Genomic DNA, 22,327 nt, shown 5'->3' on the forward strand with positions numbered 1-22,327 from the left:
TTACTCAAAAACATGTTCTTTTTCATTTCATGATAAAAATTAGCTTTTAATTCTCTCAAAGAATTATATTTGCAACTGAATATAAAAATCCAAATTAAAATGAAGAAAATAATTATTGCAGCAAGTACAATTTTATTGTTTGCATGTTCTAACCACGAACACCCAGAAGAAGTTACTGAAAATGTTGAAGTGATTATTACTAAACACGGTGAAGATATTACTGAAGAAGGCGCGTTAACAGTTGCTGAATTTTTAGCTCAATTTGAAGGAAAAGATTCGTTAGAAACCAAATTGATGGCTACTATTACTGAAGTATGTGCTAAAAAAGGTTGTTGGATGACATTAGATTTAGGTAACGATATGGAGATGCGTGTTACGTTTAAAGATTACGGTTTTTTTATGCCTAAAGATGCTGCTGGAAGATTAGCTTACATTCAGGGTGTTGCACGTATTGATACTACTTCGGTAGAGGAGTTAAAACATTATTTGCAAGATGCAGAAGCTACTCAAGAAGAAATAGATGCTGTAACAGAACCAGAAATTAATTACTCTTTTGAAGCAGTTGGTGTAATTATTAAGGAAGAAAAAATTACAAACGGTAAAGAATCACATGAAAATCATGAAGGACACGAAGACCATGAAGGACATGAGCATTAAACTATTAATCCCGATTTTTATCGGGATTTTTTCTTTGTTTTTAGCAGCGTGTAATAACGATTGCGAAAAAGATGAAGCATCTTGCTCTAAAGAAAAAAAAGATTGTACTAAAGATGTTGAGGTTTCACCAATAAATCCAAATGGTGATAGTGAATTGGCTTTGTTAATGCGTAAAATGTATGATGATGCCGAAGGTATAAAACAGTTGATTACTGATAACAAAGGCAACATTACTCAAGAATACATTAATGAGTTGGAACGAATACATACGGCAACTCCAACTGATGCAAATGTTAAAACTCCTGAATTTGAAGCCTACACCAAGTTAATGATTGAACAAGCAAATACCTTGTTTAGTAGTACTGAAAATAAAGCTGAAGGCTTTAATAATTTGGTGAATCGTTGTGTAGAATGTCACCAGAGTTTTTGTCCTGGACCTATCAAAAAAATTAGGAAGCTGACGATTCCGCAGGAATAGGCCTCAACATCTCTATATGAGGAATGTCATCCTCTAAATACATCTCTCCAACTTTATTAAAACCGTGTTTGGAATAGTAATTCAATAGATATTCTTGTGCAGAAATTCGAATGGCTTGTTTTCCAAAAATGGTTCCAGCAGCTTCAAATGTTTTCAACATCAATTCGTGAGCCAATCCTGTTCCTCTATATTTTTTATTAATGGCAACTCGTCCTATAGAAATTTCTTTATAGGAAACATTTTGAGGAACAATTCGGGTAACAGCAACAACTTCGTTGTTAGCATTTACTCCATACAAATGGTAAGAAACAACATCTTTTTTGTCAACTTCTTGGTAAGGACAATTTTGTTCTACAACAAAAACTTCGGTTCGTAAAAACAAAATATGGTGGTATTCTAATACTGACAAATCGTTAAAGTGTTTGTAAAACCACGTTATTTTCTCCATTCTAATAAATTCTTATCGTTATACATTAATTTTTCGTTTTCGGTAAGCCACTGGATAACCTTAATCACCTTATCTTCTCGTACTCCTTTAATTTTATTTACCAATGCTGTAATAGGCAGATGTTCCACACCTAATATTTTTTTTATTTGATCCGATACATTCGAAAACTCTACATCGCTCAACTCTAATTTGTTTCGTTCTAAACATACATCGCAAACGCCGCAACGGTAGCTGTTGGTTTCACCAAAATAACCCAATAAAATTTGACTACGACACTTGTGTTTACTATAAGCGTAATAAATCACGCTTTCCATTTTGGTAATAGAAACTTCTTTACGCTCGCTATAATGTTGTCTAGATATGTATAACGATTTTGTTTCTACCCTTGGAGTTAAAAAAGTAATTTGCGGTAAGTCGGTTTGTTTGGTATAGCTAATAATATTGAGATGAAGTAGGTAATCCAACACCTTTATAATTTTTTCACGTGTGGTTTTTAATTTTTTAGCCAAATCAAACTCATCAATTTTTACAAACTCCTCAAATAAACCAGAATGTGAACGTAACAAGGTTTTAATAAAAATATCGATGGTTGGGTTTTTTAACTGAAAATCGTACAAATCGTTTTTGTTAATTTCAATTTTTACGCGTGATGGATTATAATTGGCTTCCGACAGCATTAAATAACCTTCTTTCTCTAAAAATTTTAAGCAATTATAAACGGTAAAAGACTGAAAATTGTATTGTTTTGAAAAGGTATTGATGTCGAAAAAATAGCTTTCGTTTAAAGCCGAACCAATGGGTATTTGAAAAAAGTTGGCCAATGCTTGATAAGTGGTTTTTATGGTTTCAATTTCTGGAAAACTGTTGATGATTTGTTTTTCCAGTTCTAATCTATCGGCTTGCTCAACCAGTAATACGGCATAAGCTTTTTCTTCATCTCTCCCTGCACGCCCTGCCTCTTGAAAATAAGCTTCCAACGAATTGGGTAAATCTAAATGCACTACTGTTCTCACATCAGGCTTGTCTATCCCCATACCAAAAGCATTGGTAGATACAATTACTCTTGTTTTATTGGTAATCCAGTTGTTTTGCTTTGCACTACGTTCGTGGTTAGATAAACCAGCGTGGTAATAATCGGCAGAAACGCCTTGTTGAACCAAAAATTGAGCAATTTCTTTGGTGCGTTTTCGAGTTCCAACATAAACCACCGATGTGCCTTTAATTTTGTTTAAAATACGAAGCAATCGTTTGTATTTATCTTCTTCATAAATAACCACGTATGCAATGTTTTTACGCTCAAAACTTTTTTGGAGAACATTCTCTTTTTTAAATTTCAGTTTCTCTTGAATATCTCCCACCACTTGGCTTGTAGCTGTGGCAGTTAAAGCTAAAAACGGAACGTCTGGTTTATATTCTCGCAATTTGGCAATGTTTAAGTATGATGGTCTGAAATCGTAACCCCATTGCGAAATACAATGCGATTCGTCGATAGCAAACAAATTCACGTTCATTTTTTCCAACCTAGCTTTAAACAAATCGGTTTCTATTCGTTCGGGCGAAACATACAAGAACTTGTAATTGCCATACACACAGTTGTCCAGCGTAATATCAATTTCACGATTCGTCATACCCGAAAAAATGGCTGCAGCTTTAATGTTTCGTTTGAGTAAGTTTTCTACTTGGTCTTTCATTAAAGCAATTAAAGGAGAAATAACTACACAAATCCCCTCTTTAGCCAAAGCAGGAACTTGAAAACAAATGGATTTTCCACCTCCAGTTGGCAACAAAGCAAGCGTATCTTTACCTTCCAAAACATTGGTAATAATGTCTTCTTGCAAAGGTCTAAACTCGGTATGACCCCAATATTTTATCAGTATTTGATGTATGTCCACCGTAGTAATATCTTACAAGTTGAAAGTTACAAAGATTTTACGAATAGTTAACACAAAACCTATAGCTGATAACCAATAACTTTTTTTATTTTTACAGTTATGAATTCTACGGTTGCATTTATAAAATTAATTCGATTACCGAATTTGTTGATTATTGCGTTAACGCAATACGTGGTGAGGTATGCCATTTTGTATCCGTTTTTTATCATCAATTCTGTAGAGCTTAGAATGAGTGATATTGATTTCTTTTTGCTATCGCTTTCAACAGTTATGATTGCTGCTGCTGGATACATTATAAACGATTATTTTGACACCAAAGTTGACCGAGTAAATCGACCAGATAAAATTATTGTTGGAAAGTACATTAAGCGTAGAGTGGCTATGGGTGCTCATATTGTAATTAGTAGCATTGCTATACTCATTTCTACTTATGTTGCGTATCAAATAGGTAGTTTAAAGTTGGTGTTTATACAAATTTTGTCGGTAGGTGTGTTGTGGTATTATTCGGTTTCGTTTAAAAAACAAGTGATAATTGGTAATGTAGTAGTGGCAATATTAGCGGCACTGGTACCTTTAGTAGCTGGATTGTACGAAATTTTATTGCAGCAAAATTTTATTGATGAAACCAGCAATACCCTTATTTTTTATCTGGAAGAAGGTACTTCGTTTGATGATGTAAGTTATGTGCTAAGTCAAATATTTTACAACACCTTTGCTTGGATTTTAGGATTTTCGTTGTTTGCTTTTTTAAGTACCATGGTTAGAGAAATTGTAAAAGACATTGAAGATTACGAAGGAGACAAAAAATATTTTAGCAATACCTTGGCGGTAGTTCATGGTAAAGACAAAGCTAAAAAAGTGGCTCAGCTTATCATAGTAATTATGATGATGTTGTTGGGGTATTTACAATATCAACAACTCATTACCAACGACAATACTTCGTTTATTTATTTCATGTTTGGTTTACAAATTCCGTTGGGATATTTGTTGTACAAACTGCAATTGGCTAAAGAGAAAGCCGATTATTCTAAATTAAGCATGAACATAAAAGTGGTGATGTTATCAGGAATAATGTATGCCATGGTTTTTGGTTACACGCTTTTATCTAATTTATGAATCCTTTAGGTTACCTCAAAAAAGAAATTATTTTAGCTTCTAAGTCGCCACGCCGACAACAGTTGCTGAAAGATTTAGGACTCGATTTTCAAATTGTTTTAAAAGAGGTGAAAGAAATTTATCCTCCCGAATTGAAGCGAGAAGAAGTGCCTATGTTTTTGAGCAAACTTAAAGCCGGTGCTTTTGTAGTTGATTTAAAACCCAACCAATTGGTAATTACTTCCGATACAATTGTTTGTTTGGAAGATAGGATAATTGGCAAACCCAAAGATCGAGACGATGCATTTCACATGTTGAGCGATTTATCTGGTAAAATGCACGAAGTAATTACAGCAGTAACCTTAACCTCTTTAGAAAAACAAGTTTCGTTTTTTGTAATTACCGAAGTGTATTTTAAAACCCTCTCCAATTTAGAAATTGACTATTACATTAACGAGTACAAACCTTACGACAAAGCTGGTAGCTATGGTATACAAGAATGGATAGGCTACATTGGTATTGAAAAAATTGTTGGTTCGTATTTTAATGTGATGGGTTTACCCGTTAAAGAACTGTACGACGAGTTGGAAAAGTTTTAGATAATTCAGATGATAATCTTTTCTAAAGTTTTAAACTTCAGAAAAGATGTTAAACTAGTTTACAAAAATCTTTTTTTATACTGTTGATGATGTGTGTTGGTAATTCCAATTCTGTTGCAAAGTTTTCCCAAAGTAAAGTTGATTGTTGAACATCACTTACAATACCTTGAGCATTTTTTATGGTATAACTGTCGGCTATTTTTAATACATCTTTTAGGGTAATGTCAACTCTTTTGTTGTTGATGGATAATGCTCTGCTTGTTCGTTTGTAGTTCATCAAAGGGTTTAGAGCATATGTTAAATCGTAAGCTGGAGACATGGTCCATTTGTCAGTTTGTTCGTTGTAAACAAAAGAATGATTCTTTAAATGGTCGTCCGAATTACAGAAAACAACATTAAACACCATACGCTTAAACAATTCTTCAACTTCTTTGTGCGGTATTTTCAAGAAAATAGCCAAATCAAATAAATTTTCATAACTCGATACTTCGGGGTTTTTAAAATCCCAACCTGTAATTCCTGTAGCAGTAAGGGTATGTATTTTCTTGCCTTCCTGTCTATCAAACCGTAAGGTAGCAAAGTGCATGTTGTCGATTAACTTCGAGGGCATCATGGTAATTTTTAAGTGCTGTGCAGTTAAATAATAACTGTATTCAATCAATTCTCGGTTGTAGCCTAAATCTTCATCAATTGATAGTTTAACCAAGTAATGGTTGTAATTATTTGAATAGTTGATGTCGCCAGGAATGATTCTACCCGAATTTTTGTGTTCCGAAATTAAAATTTTGGGTCGTGCACCACCAGCAGAAGTACCTATTTTAAAAATGTTCAATAAGGCTTTGCTGTCTAGCTGTTCTGATTCAGTAGCGGTTTTATTCGATAACACCTTTTTTAACACTTCGGTTATTTCATGAATATCGATAGAGGTATTGCTGGGGATGTGTTTACTAGGTTTGTATTCTAAAGCACCCATGCCTCTGTTTGCTACATAAGCCAGTTGTTCAATGACTGAAATTTGATTGAAATTTTTTTGAGAAGATTCCAGCCAAGCTTTAAAAACAATATTTCCAAAAATATCGGGTAACGAATCGGCAATAACGGGTGGTAAGCCCCTAAAGGTTTCGTTGTTGTATTTACTAAACACCTGTATTTGAGGGGTTCGTTTAATAACGCCGGTATCGGGAAATAAATTAGGGTAACGGTTCTCCTTTAAAAAATCGGGATGGTATTGAAAAAACGACTTGTTCTCGTTTTCGTCAAAACCCAGTTTTCCTACTTCCTTACCGAAACAAACAACATCTATGATATTATTTTTTGCCATGGTTTAGTAAAACGATTTCAGGTTTTTTTGTTCGTTGAGTTGTTCGTTGAGTTGTTGGTACAAAACGTCTAACAAATCAAAATGTTGGGTAACTTTTAGCAAGGTGTCGATGGTAAAATTTTTACCTGACTCTAAATTTTGTATGGTGATGCGGGATAGGTCTAACAGCTGAGCCAAATCCTCTTGCGAAAGCTTGTTTTTTTTTCTTAAAACCTTGATGAGTTGACCAATTTGTAGCTTAACATTTTTTATTTTAACCGATTCGTTGAGCATATTTGCATAATTTAATATTCAAATATACGATTTATATTTAAAAAGTATATTATAATGTGCTTAAAATAGCATATTTATAATTTTGGCTTAATAATGAATGTTATATTGTGCTTAATAGCAATATATGATTAAAATGAATAATATATTATTCATTTATTAAATTATTTGTATGGGTTTAATTAAAACTCATAAGCGGATGCTTGCGAGATGATGAGTGGTTTTAATTTAAGTTATAAACAAATGATGAAAGACTTTAAAAGATTGAGTTTTACTTATTTTTTTAAACGATATCAACATTTATAAGTTTGAAATAATTTATTAAAATCTCAATCCGGCTATGAATTTTAGATTACATTTGCCGTATATTTTTAGAAATAAAAAACCCTAATGCGGGAACATTAGGGCTAAAAATAGAGAACTCAGACATTCTTACATATTTGGCTTGCAAACCAAAACCTTGTCTCGGTTTTTACTCAACTAAAAAGCATAGCTCGCGCTGTGCTTTTCTATCTTAACAAAGATACTTTATAAAAGTAGTTAATCACCTGAAAATCAAAGCTATATTTTTCAACAGAATGTTGATTCATTGTTGATGGGGCTTATAGGGTAGTTTGGTAAAATTTATTAACAATGCATTCTTAATTTCCAAATTTTGTTAAGCAGAAATCCAACAATTGAGTATTAACAGTATTTGCCAAATTATTACACTAAAAATATTAAGGCAAATCAATATTTTTTTATTAAAAGATATTTAGGTCTTTTATTTTATTTGAAAACTAATTGATAATTAATTATTTATAATCAATTAGTTAGTGTCAAAAATTCCTTCTTATATTTATTTAATGCGTTAAACAGTTTAAAATATTCTTTGTTCGAGAGGTTTATTCTGATATAACTGTCTTCAAATTTTTAGTAATTATAGAGGGTATCCTATGAAGGAACAGTAATTTATCGACATTATTTTGAAAATGAATTTTGGTTACAAACTTTCCAAAACACTATCGTCCACCAAATTGGGTAAGGTAACCTTTAAGTTCGGTGTACGTTCCATTTCGCGTTTTATAGCAAAAAGGGCTTCATCGTTTCTTGCCCAACTTCTTCGGGCAATACCATTGTTTACATCCCAAAAAAGCATGCTTTTTAATCGTCGGTCGGCATCTGGTGTTCCGTCTAATGTCATACCAAAACCACCGTTAATTACTTCGCCCCAGCCAACACCACCACCGTTGTGTATGCTTACCCAAGTTGCACCTCTAAAGCTATCTCCAATTACATTTTGTATTGCCATATCAGCAGTAAACGAAGAGCCATCGTAAATGTTAGAAGTCTCACGGTAAGGGGAGTCTGTTCCACTTACATCGTGGTGGTCTCTACCCAAAACTACCGGAGCAGATAATCGTCCATCAGCTACAGCTTTATTAAACGCTTCAGCAATTTTAATTCGTCCTTCGGCGTCGGCATATAAAATACGTGCTTGCGAGCCTACTACCAATTTGTTTTGTTGAGCTCCTTTAATCCAAGTAATGTTGTCCTGCATTTGTTGCTGTATCTCTTTTGGCGAGTTTTTCATCATTTCTTCCAAAATTTCACAAGCAATGTTGTCGGTTGTATCCAAGTCTTTTGCGTTACCAGAAGTACACACCCAACGGAAGGGTCCGAAACCAAAATCGAAACACATCGGTCCTAAAATATCTTGCACGTACGATGGGTAGGCAAAAGCCCCTCCCTGCCCTCCCCGAAGGGGAGGAGTGCTACTGAAATTACCTTCAGAATCTTTATAAACTGCCGCACCTGCTCTGGACGATTCTAAAAGAAATGCGTTACCATAATCAAAGAAATAAGTACCTTTTTGAGTGTGTTTGTTTATTGCAGCGACTTGTCTTCTTAAACTTTCTTGTACTTTTTCTTTGAACAATTCAGGTTGATTTGCCATCATATCGTTACTTTCTTCGTAAGTCAATCCGGCAGGGTAGTAGCCACCAGCCCAGGGGTTGTGCAGCGAGGTTTGGTCAGAACCCAAATCCACATAAATGCTTTCTTGGTCAAATTTTTCCCAAACATCCACCACGTTTCCGTTAAAAGCAATCGAAACTATTTCTTTGTTGTCTTTGGCTTGTTGTACTCGTTTGCACAATTCGTCTAAATCGGTAATCACTTCATCAACCCAACCTTGTTCATGGCGTTTGTAAGTTGCAGCAGCATTTACTTCGGCAGTTACCGAAACTACTCCTGCAATGTTCCCTGCTTTTGGCTGAGCTCCACTCATACCACCTAAACCTGCAGTTAAAAATAGGAGCCCCTCCCCAGCCCTCCCCGAAGGGGAGGGAGTGTTTCGTAACTCCCTTTGTTTTCTTGCGGCATTTAAAACCGTAATGGTTGTTCCGTGTACAATGCCTTGCGGTCCAATGTACATGTAACTTCCTGCAGTCATTTGTCCGTATTGCGTTACGCCAAGGGCATTAAATTTTTCCCAATCGTCAGGTTTCGAATAGTTTGGAATCATCATTCCGTTAGTAACCACAACTCTTGGAGCTTCTTTATGCGATGGAAACAATCCCATTGGGTGTCCAGAATACATCACCAAAGTTTGCTCATCGGTCATTTCTGCCAAATATTGCATGGTTAATAAATACTGCGCCCAGTTTTGGAAAACTGCACCGTTTCCACCATAAGTAATTAGTTCGTGGGGGTGTTGAGCAATGGCATAATCCAAGTTGTTTTGTATCATCAACATAATAGATTTTGCTTGGACAGATTTTCCTGGATATTCGTTTATTGGTCGGGCATACATGCGGTAATCGGGTCTAAACCTGTACATGTAAATACGACCATATTTTTGCAATTCTTCGGCAAATTCTTTGGCTAAAACAGCATGGTGTTTCTTATCAAAATAGCGCAAAGCGTTACGAATAGCCAATTTTTTTTCATCAGCATTCAGTATGTCTTTTCGCTTTGGGGCGTGGCTTACCGTATTGTCGTATGTTTTTGCAGAAGGTAATTCGTTAGGAATTCCTTGTAATAGTTGAGCTGAAAAAAGTGCTTTATCTCTAGATTGGAGAGTGTTATCTAAAGGCGTGTCTGTATATTTTTCCATGTTACTTCTATTTTTTGACTCACCCCAACTATCTTTGATAGTTTTCCCCTCTCTTTAAAGAGAGGGGTTAGGGGAGAGTTGATTTTTTATCTTTTCTAAAACTAATGCAATGTTACTAATTTCTTCATTTTTTATTCGCAGAACATGTAAATCAAGTTGGTTTAAAATATAATCACGTTCTTTATCCGACTCTTGCTGAAAATTATGAATTTCTCCATCAAGTTCAATGATTAATTTTTTTTCGTTACAATAAAAATCTGCAATAAAAAATAGTGGATTCCCATTAGTGTTATTTCCGTAAATTATTGGAAATTGTCTGTTGAATTTGAATCCTTGAAGTTTCCGATTTCTTAAGTTTTGCCATAACAGATATTCTTGAGGAGTTTGATTTTTTCGTAAATCTCTTGCTAGTTGAGTTATGGTCTTTCTAGAGTTCAATTAGATATATGTTGACTTGTTTTAATTATCTTTAATAGTTATCCCTACTTTTTTAAAGAGTTGGATTAGGGGACTGTTTTATTTCTTTTTTGGATTAGATTTTAATCCTTGTTTTTTAAAACCATAAGGACAATGTTTGCAACCATTTTGGCAACAATAGCCTCGTTTTAAAAGGTACTTTTCGGTAAATACAATGTACCCTTCAGCACTGTAATAATACTCGTCGTCGGCTAATTTGTCTATTTTTGAAAACCCGTCCATGTTGCATGGCGAAGTTAAGAACAATGAGGGAATTAACATGATTAAAATCAACGAAAATAATATTCCGCTTCAAGAGGTTTTTGAGGATTTTTTTACTGAAAAAAATATCAGGTTGTTTGTGTTGCGTGAAGACCTCATTCATGCAGAGATTTCGGGGAACAAATGGCGTAAACTGAAATACAACATTCAGGAAGCAAAAAATCAAGGCTTAACTAAAATCGTAACTTTTGGAGGGGCATATTCCAACCATATTGCTGCCACAGCTGCTTCGGGCAATTATTTTGGATTGAAAACCATAGGAATTATTCGTGGCGAAGAAACATTGCCTTTAAATAATACGCTTCAACTTGCGTCAGATAATGGGATGAAATTCCACTATGTTTCTCGAAGTTTTTATAGAGATGATAAATACAATCCTGCCTTTTTAGCTGAATTAGAAAAAGAATTTGGCACTTTTTATTTAGTTCCTGAAGGTGGTTCAAATGCTTTTGCAGTTAAAGGTTGTACTGAAATAAAAAATAACATTAATCAAGATTTTGATGTGATAACTTGTGCATGTGGTACTGGAGGAACCATTGCAGGAATAATTGCTTCGTTGGATAATTCAAAAGAGATAATTGGTTTTCCCGCTTTAAAAGGAGGGGCGTTTTTAGTGAACGATATAAATGTGTTATTGGAAAATTATCAAACTTCCTTTAATCAAACCATTCAAAACAACAATTGGAAATTAAATACGGATTATCATTTTGGAGGGTATGGAAAATTAACTGACGAACTGGTTGGTTTTGTCAATGATTTTAATGTGAAACATCACATACCGTTAGATTTAGTTTATACTGGAAAAATGATGTACGGTATTTATCAGCTTACCAAAACGACAGATAAACTCAATGGCAAAAAAGTTGTAGTAGTACATACAGGAGGTTTACAAGGAAATAAAGGTTTTGAAGAAAGATTAAGCGTTGATTTAATTTAAGAATAAGTTGTTAATATTTATTTTTTAATCGTGTTTTATAAACCTTGTTACTGAATAACTTTGTAGTTGTAATGATGTATAGAATATTCATATCAGTTGTATTGTCTGTTTTTTGTTTAGGCTTGTTTGCACAACCTGCCGAACGAAGAATTACAAGACAAGAATACATCGAAAAATATAAAGACGATGCGATTAAAGAAATGCATCATTCCGGAGTTCCAGCAAGTATCACACTAGCTCAGGGTATTTTAGAGTCAGGTGATGGAAACAGCCCATTAGCACTTTATGCAAACAATCATTTTGGTATTAAGTGTCATAGTGCATGGAAGGGCGAAACTTTTATCATGGATGATGATGAAAAAAACGAATGTTTCAGAAAATACAACACGGTTTATGAATCGTTTAAAGACCACTCTGAATTTTTAACATCAAGAAGCCGTTATGCCTCATTATTTGAATTAAAAATAACCGATTACGAAGGTTGGGCAAAAGGATTAAAAGCCGCAGGATATGCAACTAATCCTAAATATGCTGATTTATTAATTCAATTGATTGAAAAACATGAATTATATCGCTACGATAATTATGCGAAAGTTCCTTCTAAAACCATTGAAAAAAAGAAATCATCGTCACAATTGGCTGGAAGTAATACCAATCGTGTGGTTAAATTGCACAATAGAATTAAATATACTGTTGTAAATAAAGGTGATGATGTTAAATCAATTGCCCAAGATTTTAATATGAATGTTTGGCAAATTTTGAAATACAACGATTTAAATAAATCGGATAAGTTAACTGAAGGAGAAGTGGTTTATTTGCAGCCTAAAAGAAATAAAGCTGCAGAAGAGTTTCATGTGGTTAAGAGTGGTGAATCCATGAGAAGTATTTCGCAATATTATGGAGTAAAACTAAATAAACTCTACAAGAAAAATAGGATGGTAATGGGCTCTCAACCACAAGTTGGACAGAAGTTGTCGTTAAAGAGTAAGATTAAAGAGTAATATCTAACCGTTATCTTGAATTTCAGCAATGTTATTGTGAATTTTCAAACTCAACTCATCAGTTGGTAAATCGTTGTCATCAAGACCAAATGGGTCTTCAATTTCTTCTGCAATCATTTCAATTGAAACAAACACGTAAAATACAAAAGTTGAAATGGCTATTGTCCAGTAACCAAAATCAGGAATAAACCCAAGTGGTAAGGTTAAAATGTAAATAAAGATAAATTTTTTGATAAAAAGCGTGTACGAAAAAGGGATAGGAGTATTTCTAATTCGTTCACAAGCCCCCATAATATCAGTAAAGCTTTTAATTTCTTGATCGAGTAACATTACATCAATATCAGAAAGTTTTTTGCTTGTTTTCCAAGCGGTTAATTGTTCATACATTAAACTAATTAAGCCATTGGGTAAATGTGCAAAAGCATCTAGTTTTTTTAAGGTAAGTTCATCTAAATCAATTTCATCAAAACGCTTTACATTCCTTAAATGGTTTTTTAAAATAAATGGAAATGCCTGAATGAGTTTGATAAATGCTTTACGCTCATTACTATCTTCGATTATATAAGTAGTTTTTATTGCAAGGTGGCGTGTATTGTTTACCAATGCTCCCCACAATTTACGTCCTTCCCACCAGCGTTCGTAAGCAGTGTTGGTTCTAAAAACAAGCAATAAACCCATTACAAATCCAATTAAGGTATGTATGGTAAAAGCATTTTTGAACAGTTTTACATTTATTTCGGGAAAAAAGTGAGCTAACCCATAATTCAACAACCATGTATAAACCCCTACAATAATTATTTCAGGCAGTAATATCCTTAACGTGTCACTTTTGTAAACGTGAAAAATATGTGTAAACCAAAGTCTTGGATTGTAATTTATCATTAATCTAGCGATTGTAATGGAGTGTTCGATAATTCTAACATCTTATCGTACTCTTCAGGTGTTAAATCGTTAAAGTAGAAGTTAACAGGGTTCAAGTGTTCGTTATTTTTAATAACCTCATAATGACAATGCGGACCAGATGACAATCCAGAATTACCAACATATCCAATTAAATCACCTCTATTCACTTTGTCGCCAACTCTACATTTAATTTTGCTCATGTGTGCATATACTGTAACATAACCGTAACCATGACTAATTTTTACGTGTTGTCCATAACCACTCGATTCAGCATCAGCCTGAATAACAATTCCTTTTCCTGTTGCATGTATTGGAGTTCCAACAGGAGCGGTAAAATCCATGCCTGCGTGAAATTTTTTGTACTTTAAAATAGGATGCATTCTCATTCCATAACCACTAGCCATTCTAGTTAAATCTTTATTGTGTATAGGTTGTATTGCAGGTATAGCAGCCATCATACCTTCTTTCTGTTTTGCCATTTGGAAAACTTCGTCAAACGATTTTGACTGAATGTAAATTTGTTTCGAAAGTTGGTCAATTCTTTTTGCAGCTTCTATAATTAATTCTGAATTATTATAACCTTCAAGTTTTTCATAACGGTTAACACCACCAAATCCAGCTTGTCGTATTTCTGTGGGGATAGGTTCTGCTTCAAAAATTACACGGTAAATATTATCATCTCGGTGTTGGATGTCTTCTAAAACCATCGAAATATCGTCCAGTTTTTTATTCAATAATTCGTACTGAGATTCTAGAAAAGCATTTTGTTGTTTGAGTTGTTTTTCCTTAGGTGAATCAATGTAAAAGTAAGTAAGACCATAAATAATAACACCAATAACTAAACCTGTGCCCAAAAACCAAAGCGATTTTTTTAACCGATCTTTGAATTTGACTTCAATTTTATCGTAGCTTAAAGTATGTGAATTATATCTGTACTTAACTTTAGACATGTTAAGATTTATGTTAATTTTGGACGCTAAATTAGTCAATTATCATTTATAAAAAATATACCAAATAGCTGTTAACGGTTATTTAACAAAAATTAACGTGTATGTTATCAAAAGAAATTCGTCAAACTTTTCTCGATTTTTTTAAACAAAAAGAACATCAAATTGTGGCTTCGGCACCTATGGTTGTTAAAAACGACCCAACGTTGATGTTTACCAATGCAGGGATGAATCAGTTTAAAGATTTGTTTTTGGGTTATTCAGAAATTAAGTATGCCCGAATAGCTGATACTCAAAAATGTTTACGTGTTTCGGGAAAACATAATGATTTAGAAGAGGTTGGTGTAGACACTTATCACCATACCATGTTTGAGATGTTGGGTAACTGGAGTTTTGGAAATTACTTTAAAAAAGAAGCGATAGAATGGGCTTGGGAGCTATTGGTTGACGTATATAAAATTGACAAAAACAAACTTTATTTTACCGTTTTTGAAGGTGATGAAAAAGATGGAACACCTTGGGATGAGGAGGCTTACAACCTTTGGAAAAATCTTTTACTTAAAAATGGTTTAACCGAAGACAAGATTTTAAAATGCAATAAAAAAGATAATTTTTGGGAAATGGGCGATACAGGTCCTTGTGGTCCATGTTCAGAAATTCATGTTGACATTAGAGATGAAGCTGAAATTGCAGAAATTCCAGGTAGAGATTTAGTGAATAACGATCATCCTCAGGTAATCGAAATTTGGAATTTGGTGTTTATGGAGTTTAATCGATTGGCATCAGGCGAATTAAAAAAATTACCAGCTCAACACGTTGATACAGGAATGGGATTTGAGCGTTTGGCAATGGTGTTACAAGGTAAAAAATCGAACTACGATACCGATGTTTTTACACCATTTATCAAAAAAATAGAGGAAATATCAGGGTTAACTTACAATTACTCAAGCTCTAAACAAGATGTTGCCGCACGTGTAATTAGCGACCACTTACGTGCTGTTGCATTTTCTATTGCTGATGGTCAGTTACCATCAAACACAGGCGCAGGTTATGTTATTCGAAGAATTTTAAGACGTGCAATTCGTTACGGTTATAGCTTCTTAGATCAAAAACAAGCTTTTATTCACCAGTTGGTTCCAATTATGGTGAACCAAATGGGCGATTTTTTTCCAGAATTAAAATCGCAAAAAGAATTGATTGAAAAAGTAATTAAAGAAGAAGAAGAGTCGTTTTTCAGAACTTTGGAAAAAGGAATTTCTCGTTTTGAAAATTACATATCAACAACTCAACAAAAAACAGTTGACGGTAAATTTGCTTTTGAATTGTACGATACTTTTGGTTTTCCTGTAGATTTAACCGAATTAATGGCTTCTGAAGCGGGTTTTAAAGTAGATATGAATGAGTTTGATGCGGAATTACAGCAACAAAAAGACCGTTCGAGAGCTGCAACAAAAATGGAAACAGGCGATTGGGTAGAATTAAGAAAAAGCGAAAAAGAAGAATTTGTAGGGTATGATTCAACAGAGGCTAAAATATCCATTACCAAATACCGTAAAGTAAATGCGAAAGGTAAAGAGCAATTTCAGTTGGTGTTTAATTTAACGCCATTTTATCCAGAAGGTGGTGGTCAAGTTGGTGATACTGGATTTATAGCTTATGAGAATGAGAAAATTGAAATTACAGACACCAAAAAGGAGAACAATTTAATTATCCATTTTGTTGATGTTTTACCAACTAATATTGAAGCTGAATTTGTTGCAACAGTTGAAAAAAATACGCGAAAACTAACAGCCTGTAATCACTCGGCAACTCACTTGTTGCATCAAGCATTGCGTGAGGTGTTAGGGACTCATGTTGAACAAAAGGGGTCGTTGGTAAATGCCGAATATTTACGATTCGATTTTTCTCATTTCGAAAAAGTAAGTGATGAGCAATTAGCAAAAATTGAAGAGATAGTTAATAAAAGAATTCAAGCCGGATTCGATTTGCAAGAGTTTAGAGCCATTCCAATAACAGAAGCTGAAGAAAAAGGGGCAATGATGTTGTTTGGTGAAAAATATGGCGATACCGTTCGTATGATTCAATTTGGTGATTCGAAAGAGTTGTGTGGCGGTATTCATGTAAAAAACACCAAAGAAATAGGCTTGTTTAAAATAAAATCGGAAGGTTCGGTTGCTGCTGGAATTAGAAGAGTTGAAGCGTTGACAAATAAAGGGGCTGCAGAATGGTTGAAAAGAATTATTGAAGTCTATGATAGGAATAAAATTATATTTAAAACGACACTCACTGAAGAGCAACAGAAGCAAGTAGTAACTTATAGAGAAAAATATGTTAAACAATATCAGTTAATTTCTGGAATGCCAGAACTTGAAGAATTTGATGAAAATTTTGCAGTAAAAGAGATAGATGAAACTATTAATCAATTAAAAAAGATTAAAGAAACCAAAAGTATAGTTGATAATTTGATAAGGGCTAAAAAACAACATGCTAAAGATAATCAAGTTGGGAATCAAGAACAAGCAAAAGCCATTAAAGCAGACTTATTAACCAAGGTTGAAGTTGTAAACGGAATAAATGTTATTGCACAGCGAATAAATTTGGATGATAGTGCTGCTATAAAAGACTTAGCATTCCAATTGAAGGGGCAAATTGATAATTTGTTTTTGGTGCTTGGAGCAGAAGTTAATAATAAACCGAATTTAACCATTGTAGTTTCTGATAATTTATTGAAAGACAAAAATTTACATGCTGGAAATATAGTGAAAGAAGCAGCTAAAGAAATGCAAGGTGGCGGAGGTGGACAACCTTTTTATGCAACTGCTGGAGGTAATAACCTTCAGGGCTTGGATGCTGCGATTACAAAGGCGTTGTCATTTTTAAATTAATTTAAGGTTAAGAATCTTATCATTAATCAGTAATTTCGTTGTTCGATTTGCATAAACTTAATGAGAAAATTAATTGTAATTATTTTAGCTTTTTTGAGCTTTGGGTTTACTTTTCATGAATTTTTCGTGAGTGTTACCGATGGCGAGTATCACGATACTGAAGCTACCTTTCAGTTTACAGTAAAGTTTATTGGTCATGATTTGGAAAAAGCTTTAGAGTTATCTGGAACACCAAACCTACATTTAGGGGAAGCCACCGAACTTGAAAATGCCAACGATTATCTTTCAACATACTTCAATTCAAAATTTTCAATTAAATGTAACGACAAGCCTTTAGCTCTCAAGCTAATTGGTAAAGAAGTCGGGAATGATGATTTTATTTATTGTTACATTGAATCAGAAAAAGTTAAAAAAATCAAGACCATTGACATTACTAACACACTGTTAACTGATGTTTTTTCTGGTCAGGAGAATATTTTTTATCTTCAAATAAAAGCTAAAAAGTACACGCACTCTTTTAACTCTGAACGAACAACTTTTAACATTACACTATAACTAATTAGATGAAAAAAATAGTAATACTAGTTTTTGTAGCGTTATTTGCTGCATCACTTACGGCACAACAAACAGGTCGGATAGATAAATTCAAACAACTTAAAGAAGAGTTTGCAACGCCTAATGTTTATAGAACAGCATCTGGAGCACCTGGTCACCAATACTATCAACAAAAAGCCGATTATGTAATTGACTTGGAGTTGGATGACGAAAAACAAACCATAAAAGGTGTTGAAACCATTACTTATAAAAATAATTCGCCTGATAAATTGACTTATTTATGGATACAGCTTGATCAAAACATGAGAGCTAAAGATTCAGATACAAAATTGATTCAAACAGATAGAATTGATGAAAAAGTAAACTTTTATGATTTAGCTCGATTACATAATGATTTTGACGGAGGATTTAAATTAGAATATGTTAAAGATGCTGCTGGAAAAGACTTGAAATATACAGTAAACAAAACCATGATGAGAGTGGATTTACCAACAGCGCTTAATCCAGGCTCAACTTATTCGTTAAAAATCAAGTGGTGGTATAATATTAATAATCGTGATGATATTGGTGGTCGTTCGGGCTATGAGTATTTTGAAAAAGATAAAAACTATTTGTACACCATAGCTCAATTCTATCCAAGAATGGCAGTTTATAATGAAGTGGAGGGATGGCAGCACAAACAATTTTTAGGTAGTGGTGAGTTTACCTTGCCTTTCGGCGATTTTAAAGTAAACATTACCGTTCCTGCTGATCATATTGTTGGTGCAACTGGAAGTTTAACGAATGCTTCAAACGTATTAACCTCAGAACAACGAAACAGGTTTGCAAAAGCACAAAACGAGTTTAAATCGCCTGTTATAATTGTTACGCAAAAAGAAGCCGAAGAAGCAGAAAAAAACCATGCTGTTGCAAAAAAAACATGGAGTTTTTCAGCTACTAATGTTCGCGATTTTGCATTTGCAACTTCACGAAAGTTTATTTGGGATGCGATGGCTGTAGAGTATAATGGTAAAAAGACGTTAGCAATGAGTTATTACCCTAAAGAAGGAAATCCTCTTTGGGAAAAGTACAGTACTAAAGTTGTGGCACATACAGTGGCTTCTTATTCAAAACACACGGTAGATTACCCTTATCCAGTTGCAATTTCGGTACATTCAAAAAATATTGGAATGGAATACCCCATGATTTGTTTTAATGGAGGTCGACCAAGCGAAGATGGAACCTATTCTGAAAGAGTGAAATATGCCATGATAGGTGTTATTATACATGAGGTTGGGCACAATTTCTTTCCAATGATTATCAACTCTGATGAACGTCAATGGACGTGGATGGATGAAGGACTGAATACTTTTACTCAGTACATGTGTGAGCAAGAATGGGAAAGAGGCTATCCTTCAAGAAGAGGTCCAGCTTACAAAATTGTAGATTATATGAAAGGAGACAAAAATAACATTATGCCAATAATGACGAACTCTGAATCATTACTTCAATTTGGCAACAATGCTTATGGGAAACCTGCAGCAGCATTAAATATTTTACGAGAAACAGTAATGGGTAGGGAGCTATTTGATTTTGCTTTTAAAACTTATGCCGAACGTTGGAAATTTAAACATCCTTCACCCGAAGATTTCTTTAGAACAATGGAAGATGCATCGGGTGTTGACTTAGACTGGTTTTGGAGAGGTTGGTTTTATACAACCGACCACGTTGATATTGCCATTAAAAATGTGGAATGGTTTAAAGTAGATTCGAAAAACCCAGAAATGGAAAAAGCTTTTCAAAAAGAAATGGAAGCACAAGGTCATAAACACATTGGGGAAGCTAGAAACAAAAAGGACATTACTCAAACTTATGATGAGAAAGACCCGTCAATTAATGACTTTTATTCTACTTACGACCCGTTTGAAGTTACGTTGTTAGATAAAAAAGATTATCAGAATTACATTAAAAAATTAGATGAAAAGGATTTGGAATTGTTAAATTCAAAAATCAATTATTACAATGTAACATTTGAAAACATTGGAGGTTTAGTAATGCCATTAATTTTAAACTTTACGTTTAAAGATGGTGAAACTAAAGAACTTAGAATTCCTGCTGAAATTTGGGTAAAAAATGATACAAAAATCAGTAAAACGTTCTTCTTCGAAAAAGAAGTGATTAGTATTGAACTTGACCCTTGGTTAGAAACTGCTGATGTGGATTTAACCAATAACAATTGGCCAGCAAAAGTACAACCTTCGAAATTCGAATTGTTTAAACAACGTGAATACAAATGGGATTCCGACTCTAAAGAAAACCCTATGCAACGTGCTGAAAGAAATAAGAAAGCACTTAAATCGGGAGATTTAGAAAAAGAAAATACCAAGGAGACGGATGGTGATGAAAAATAATCATAGTCAGATTTTAAGTAGAAAAAGAGGAAGTAATCTTCCTCTTTTTTTATTTGACAACTATTTTGGTACTAAATCTTTCAGAACCGGAATCAATAATTAATGAATAAATTCCTGAAGGAAATTTAGATGTATTGATTGAATTTTTCGAGTTTATCCATCTATCACTAAAAATAAGTTCGCCTAAGATATTGATGAGTTTTACATCATAAAACGAATCGGTGGTTTTTTTGAAATCAATCGTTAAATAATCTGTGGCTGGATTAGGAAAAATACTGACTATAGTATTTTCAAATGTATTTACAGATGTTGCAGTATCATAAGCTACAGCAAAATATAAAGTTGCTCCAATGGTTCCTTTCGCGACTTCAAAAACATAGTTCATATCCATGTTTGCAACAACATCGTTTGGGGTATGAGGATAAGGAGATTGATTTTTCTCATATAAACCAGTTATTACTTTTCCAACACCTTGAAAAGGCATATAGTCTGAAGCATACGCATAAGATATTTCTGTATTTAAATTAGAGTAAAGCTGCATACATTGTGCTAAAGTATCGGTATAATTTGCAGAAGCAACATTGTTGGTTGAAGGGTTATTGTTTTCATCTCGTTCACAAATAATGGTATTATTGGTCATTCCATTCACACCACCAACTTCATCAATATTTAATAAAATTTTTATATCCATGTTTTGAGGGATTACAATTGAATTAACATAATGAGAGCTACCAATTAAACCAACTTCTTCAGCACTAAAATGAATAAACTTAATTGAAAACTCGGTATTCACGTTTTTTAGTAAACGTGCGGTTTCTAATATTATGCTCGTACCACTTCCATTATCATTTGCCCCAGGTCCATTTTTGGTGTCGTAGTGCCCATCTACAATTACAAATCTATTTGGGTAGGTAGTTCCAGTTTTTGTTACAATTAAATTGTAAGCAAACATACTGGCATAACTAAACGTGTCAATTTTAATGTCGGTATACCCAAGTGATTGATATTTATTAATTAACCAATTTAAGGAATTTGCATTAGCAGAGGTACCAACCTCTTTAACTCCATAATTTACAAAATCCAACACATTTTTTTGAATGGAATCAAATTCACAATTTGCCACAATGTTGCCATAAAATGAATTGAAACTTTGAGCAGAAGCTTTTTGCATAAATACAAAAAAAACTAAAAGAAGAATTGTTAATTTGAAGCTAAATTTCATGGTTAATGATTTATAACATTAAAGTTACGTATTTATTAAAGATAGTTATTCTGTCCTGTTTAAATAATTTTCTTGGCTTAAATTCGTTCAAAAGAGTAGTTTTGTATTATTCAAAAAATTAGCATGAGGGTAAAACTCATTTTATTTTATTTTTTACTAGTTTGTTCTCACGCATTTTTTGCTCAAGAACGGGTTACTACCTTTGGAGTGCAGTTTAAACCAATTATTACTAGTGAGTTGTTCAATACAGGTAAACAAGAAATTAAACAAAACAATGTTACGTTTGGAGTAGAGCCACTAACAGGTTATAGTTTTGGAATGGTTATTCGTAAAGGAATGACCAAAAACTTATCGCTTGAATCCGGAATTAACTACCTAAACAGAAAATTTGAACTGTCCATTAATGACCAAGACACAAATTTTTTAGAAAAATCTAAATACAATCTTGTTAATTACGAAATTCCAATTTCATTATTGGTGTACATTAGGTTGTCAGAGTATATTTTTATGAATGTTTCAGGAGGTTTGGCATTAGATATTTACCCTTCTGACTTATATACTTATAGCGAAAATTTTCAAAACGACGTGTTGATGTATGATTGGATAAGACCAAGTTTAATTGCCAACATTGGTTGGGAATATAGAACTGATAAAAGTGGTTATATATACTTAGGAGCATCTTACCATCGTCCATTTTCTCATATGGCGAAAGAAGTGGTTTTGTATAATGGTAATAGGCGATACGAAAAAGTGGAGTTAAATTTGTCGGGAAATTACATAACCGTTGATATCCGCTACTTTTTTCATGAAGATGCAGAAAAGAAAAAGAGAAAAGTTAAAAAATCAAAACCATTAGAAAGAACTAAATAGTTACTTTTGAACCACTAAAAAT

General features: G+C 33.6%; 20 protein-coding genes. 10 read left to right on the forward strand and 10 right to left on the reverse strand.

What is annotated here, in order from left to right:
• Positions 1-99: 99 nt before the first annotated feature.
• Both H6589_10695 and H6589_10700 read left to right on the forward strand, forming a co-directional pair.
• Complete coding sequence (locus H6589_10695; protein ID MCB9175064.1) at positions 100-657, forward strand: DUF4920 domain-containing protein; 558 nt, start codon at positions 100-102, stop codon at positions 655-657.
• The gene (locus H6589_10700) at positions 647-1,135 is read left to right on the forward strand and encodes a hypothetical protein (protein ID MCB9175065.1); all 489 of its coding nucleotides are present in this window, start codon (positions 647-649) and stop codon (positions 1,133-1,135) included. Before H6589_10695 ends, H6589_10700 begins: the two co-directional genes overlap by 11 nt.
• On the opposite strand, the gene H6589_10705 is transcribed toward H6589_10700, so the two are convergent.
• The gene (locus H6589_10705) at positions 1,107-1,574 is read right to left on the reverse strand and encodes a GNAT family N-acetyltransferase (protein MCB9175066.1); all 468 of its coding nucleotides are present in this window, start codon (positions 1,572-1,574) and stop codon (positions 1,107-1,109) included. The genes H6589_10700 and H6589_10705 overlap by 29 nt on opposite strands.
• Positions 1,571-3,475 (reverse strand): RecQ family ATP-dependent DNA helicase, encoded by a 1,905-nt coding sequence (locus tag H6589_10710; protein MCB9175067.1) that lies wholly within the window; start codon positions 3,473-3,475, stop codon positions 1,571-1,573. The genes H6589_10705 and H6589_10710 overlap by 4 nt, the downstream gene beginning before the upstream one ends.
• A gap of 99 nt (positions 3,476-3,574) precedes the next feature.
• Between H6589_10710 and H6589_10715 the strand changes: the two genes are divergently transcribed.
• Both H6589_10715 and maf read left to right on the forward strand, forming a co-directional pair.
• Complete coding sequence (locus tag H6589_10715; GenBank protein MCB9175068.1) at positions 3,575-4,591, forward strand: geranylgeranylglycerol-phosphate geranylgeranyltransferase; 1,017 nt, start codon at positions 3,575-3,577, stop codon at positions 4,589-4,591.
• The gene (gene maf, locus H6589_10720; GenBank protein MCB9175069.1) at positions 4,588-5,169 is read left to right on the forward strand and encodes a septum formation protein Maf; all 582 of its coding nucleotides are present in this window, start codon (positions 4,588-4,590) and stop codon (positions 5,167-5,169) included. Before H6589_10715 ends, maf begins: the two co-directional genes overlap by 4 nt.
• 49 nt (positions 5,170-5,218) lie before the next feature.
• Here maf and H6589_10725 read toward each other — a convergent pair whose 3' ends face one another.
• The 5 genes from H6589_10725 to H6589_10745 form a co-directional block, all read right to left on the reverse strand.
• Entirely contained in the window at positions 5,219-6,490 is a 1,272-nt protein-coding gene (locus H6589_10725) for a type II toxin-antitoxin system HipA family toxin (GenBank protein MCB9175070.1), read from the reverse strand.
• Between the two features lie 3 nt (positions 6,491-6,493).
• Positions 6,494-6,763, reverse strand: a complete 270-nt coding sequence (locus H6589_10730) for a helix-turn-helix transcriptional regulator (GenBank protein ID MCB9175071.1) — start codon at positions 6,761-6,763, stop codon at positions 6,494-6,496.
• A 979-nt stretch (positions 6,764-7,742) separates the two neighbouring features.
• Entirely contained in the window at positions 7,743-9,857 is a 2,115-nt protein-coding gene (locus tag H6589_10735) for a urocanate hydratase (GenBank protein MCB9175072.1), read from the reverse strand.
• Positions 9,858-9,911: 54 nt separating this feature from the next.
• Positions 9,912-10,295, reverse strand: coding sequence for an endonuclease domain-containing protein (locus tag H6589_10740; GenBank protein MCB9175073.1), 384 nt, complete (start codon positions 10,293-10,295; stop codon positions 9,912-9,914).
• 78 nt (positions 10,296-10,373) lie between these two features.
• The gene (locus H6589_10745) at positions 10,374-10,556 is read right to left on the reverse strand and encodes a hypothetical protein (GenBank protein MCB9175074.1); all 183 of its coding nucleotides are present in this window, start codon (positions 10,554-10,556) and stop codon (positions 10,374-10,376) included.
• Between the two features lie 37 nt (positions 10,557-10,593).
• Here H6589_10745 and H6589_10750 point away from each other — a divergent pair, with 37 nt between their 5' ends.
• Together H6589_10750 and H6589_10755 are read left to right on the forward strand one after the other, a co-directional pair.
• Complete coding sequence (locus H6589_10750) at positions 10,594-11,532, forward strand: 1-aminocyclopropane-1-carboxylate deaminase/D-cysteine desulfhydrase (GenBank protein ID MCB9175075.1); 939 nt, start codon at positions 10,594-10,596, stop codon at positions 11,530-11,532.
• 74 nt (positions 11,533-11,606) lie between these two features.
• Positions 11,607-12,533 carry a glucosaminidase domain-containing protein gene (locus tag H6589_10755; protein MCB9175076.1) on the forward strand — a complete coding sequence of 309 codons (927 nt, stop codon included), beginning with the start codon at positions 11,607-11,609 and terminating at the stop codon, positions 12,531-12,533.
• Between the two features lie 3 nt (positions 12,534-12,536).
• Here H6589_10755 and H6589_10760 read toward each other — a convergent pair whose 3' ends face one another.
• Complete coding sequence (locus tag H6589_10760) at positions 12,537-13,415, reverse strand: hypothetical protein (protein MCB9175077.1); 879 nt, start codon at positions 13,413-13,415, stop codon at positions 12,537-12,539.
• The gene (locus tag H6589_10765; protein ID MCB9175078.1) at positions 13,415-14,386 is read right to left on the reverse strand and encodes a M23 family metallopeptidase; all 972 of its coding nucleotides are present in this window, start codon (positions 14,384-14,386) and stop codon (positions 13,415-13,417) included. Before H6589_10765 ends, H6589_10760 begins: the two co-directional genes overlap by 1 nt.
• Positions 14,387-14,487: 101 nt before the next feature.
• Between H6589_10765 and alaS the strand changes: the two genes are divergently transcribed.
• The 3 genes from alaS to H6589_10780 are packed head-to-tail and all read left to right on the forward strand — an operon-like array spanning position 14,488 to position 20,213.
• Positions 14,488-17,268, forward strand: a complete 2,781-nt coding sequence (gene alaS, locus H6589_10770; GenBank protein MCB9175079.1) for an alanine--tRNA ligase — start codon at positions 14,488-14,490, stop codon at positions 17,266-17,268.
• A 60-nt stretch (positions 17,269-17,328) separates the two neighbouring features.
• The gene (locus tag H6589_10775) at positions 17,329-17,823 is read left to right on the forward strand and encodes a hypothetical protein (protein MCB9175080.1); all 495 of its coding nucleotides are present in this window, start codon (positions 17,329-17,331) and stop codon (positions 17,821-17,823) included.
• Positions 17,824-17,831: 8 nt separating this feature from the next.
• Positions 17,832-20,213: a M1 family peptidase gene (locus tag H6589_10780; protein ID MCB9175081.1), complete on the forward strand. Its 2,382-nt coding sequence runs from the start codon at positions 17,832-17,834 to the stop codon at positions 20,211-20,213.
• Positions 20,214-20,262: 49 nt separating this feature from the next.
• On the opposite strand, the gene H6589_10785 is transcribed toward H6589_10780, so the two are convergent.
• Complete coding sequence (locus tag H6589_10785) at positions 20,263-21,435, reverse strand: M28 family peptidase (protein ID MCB9175082.1); 1,173 nt, start codon at positions 21,433-21,435, stop codon at positions 20,263-20,265.
• A 123-nt stretch (positions 21,436-21,558) separates the two neighbouring features.
• On the opposite strand from H6589_10785, the gene H6589_10790 reads away from it, so the two are divergent.
• Positions 21,559-22,305, forward strand: coding sequence for an outer membrane beta-barrel protein (locus tag H6589_10790; GenBank protein MCB9175083.1), 747 nt, complete (start codon positions 21,559-21,561; stop codon positions 22,303-22,305).
• Positions 22,306-22,327: the final 22 nt, after the last annotated feature.

This window comes from Flavobacteriales bacterium (genome assembly GCA_020635795.1).
Lineage (GTDB): Bacteria > Bacteroidota > Bacteroidia > Flavobacteriales_E > Vicingaceae > Vicingus.

What these genes read in the sequence shown, in the direction of transcription:
- H6589_10745 (MCB9175074.1), bottom strand. Translation starts at nt 10,556, where the DNA reads ATGGACGGGTTTTCAAAAATAGACAAATTAGCCGACGACGAGTATTAT.
- H6589_10790 (MCB9175083.1), top strand. Translation starts at nt 21,559, where the DNA reads ATGAGGGTAAAACTCATTTTATTTTATTTTTTACTAGTTTGTTCTCAC.
- maf (MCB9175069.1), top strand. Translation starts at nt 4,588, where the DNA reads ATGAATCCTTTAGGTTACCTCAAAAAAGAAATTATTTTAGCTTCTAAG.
- H6589_10715 (MCB9175068.1), top strand. Translation starts at nt 3,575, where the DNA reads ATGAATTCTACGGTTGCATTTATAAAATTAATTCGATTACCGAATTTG.
- H6589_10730 (MCB9175071.1), bottom strand. Translation starts at nt 6,763, where the DNA reads ATGCTCAACGAATCGGTTAAAATAAAAAATGTTAAGCTACAAATTGGT.
- alaS (MCB9175079.1), top strand. Translation starts at nt 14,488, where the DNA reads ATGTTATCAAAAGAAATTCGTCAAACTTTTCTCGATTTTTTTAAACAA.
- H6589_10785 (MCB9175082.1), bottom strand. Translation starts at nt 21,435, where the DNA reads ATGAAATTTAGCTTCAAATTAACAATTCTTCTTTTAGTTTTTTTTGTA.
- H6589_10780 (MCB9175081.1), top strand. Translation starts at nt 17,832, where the DNA reads ATGAAAAAAATAGTAATACTAGTTTTTGTAGCGTTATTTGCTGCATCA.
- H6589_10765 (MCB9175078.1), bottom strand. Translation starts at nt 14,386, where the DNA reads ATGTCTAAAGTTAAGTACAGATATAATTCACATACTTTAAGCTACGAT.
- H6589_10775 (MCB9175080.1), top strand. Translation starts at nt 17,329, where the DNA reads ATGAGAAAATTAATTGTAATTATTTTAGCTTTTTTGAGCTTTGGGTTT.
- H6589_10725 (MCB9175070.1), bottom strand. Translation starts at nt 6,490, where the DNA reads ATGGCAAAAAATAATATCATAGATGTTGTTTGTTTCGGTAAGGAAGTA.
- H6589_10735 (MCB9175072.1), bottom strand. Translation starts at nt 9,857, where the DNA reads ATGGAAAAATATACAGACACGCCTTTAGATAACACTCTCCAATCTAGA.
- H6589_10755 (MCB9175076.1), top strand. Translation starts at nt 11,607, where the DNA reads ATGTATAGAATATTCATATCAGTTGTATTGTCTGTTTTTTGTTTAGGC.
- H6589_10700 (MCB9175065.1), top strand. Translation starts at nt 647, where the DNA reads ATGAGCATTAAACTATTAATCCCGATTTTTATCGGGATTTTTTCTTTG.
- H6589_10760 (MCB9175077.1), bottom strand. Translation starts at nt 13,415, where the DNA reads ATGATAAATTACAATCCAAGACTTTGGTTTACACATATTTTTCACGTT.
- H6589_10750 (MCB9175075.1), top strand. Translation starts at nt 10,594, where the DNA reads ATGATTAAAATCAACGAAAATAATATTCCGCTTCAAGAGGTTTTTGAG.
- H6589_10695 (MCB9175064.1), top strand. Translation starts at nt 100, where the DNA reads ATGAAGAAAATAATTATTGCAGCAAGTACAATTTTATTGTTTGCATGT.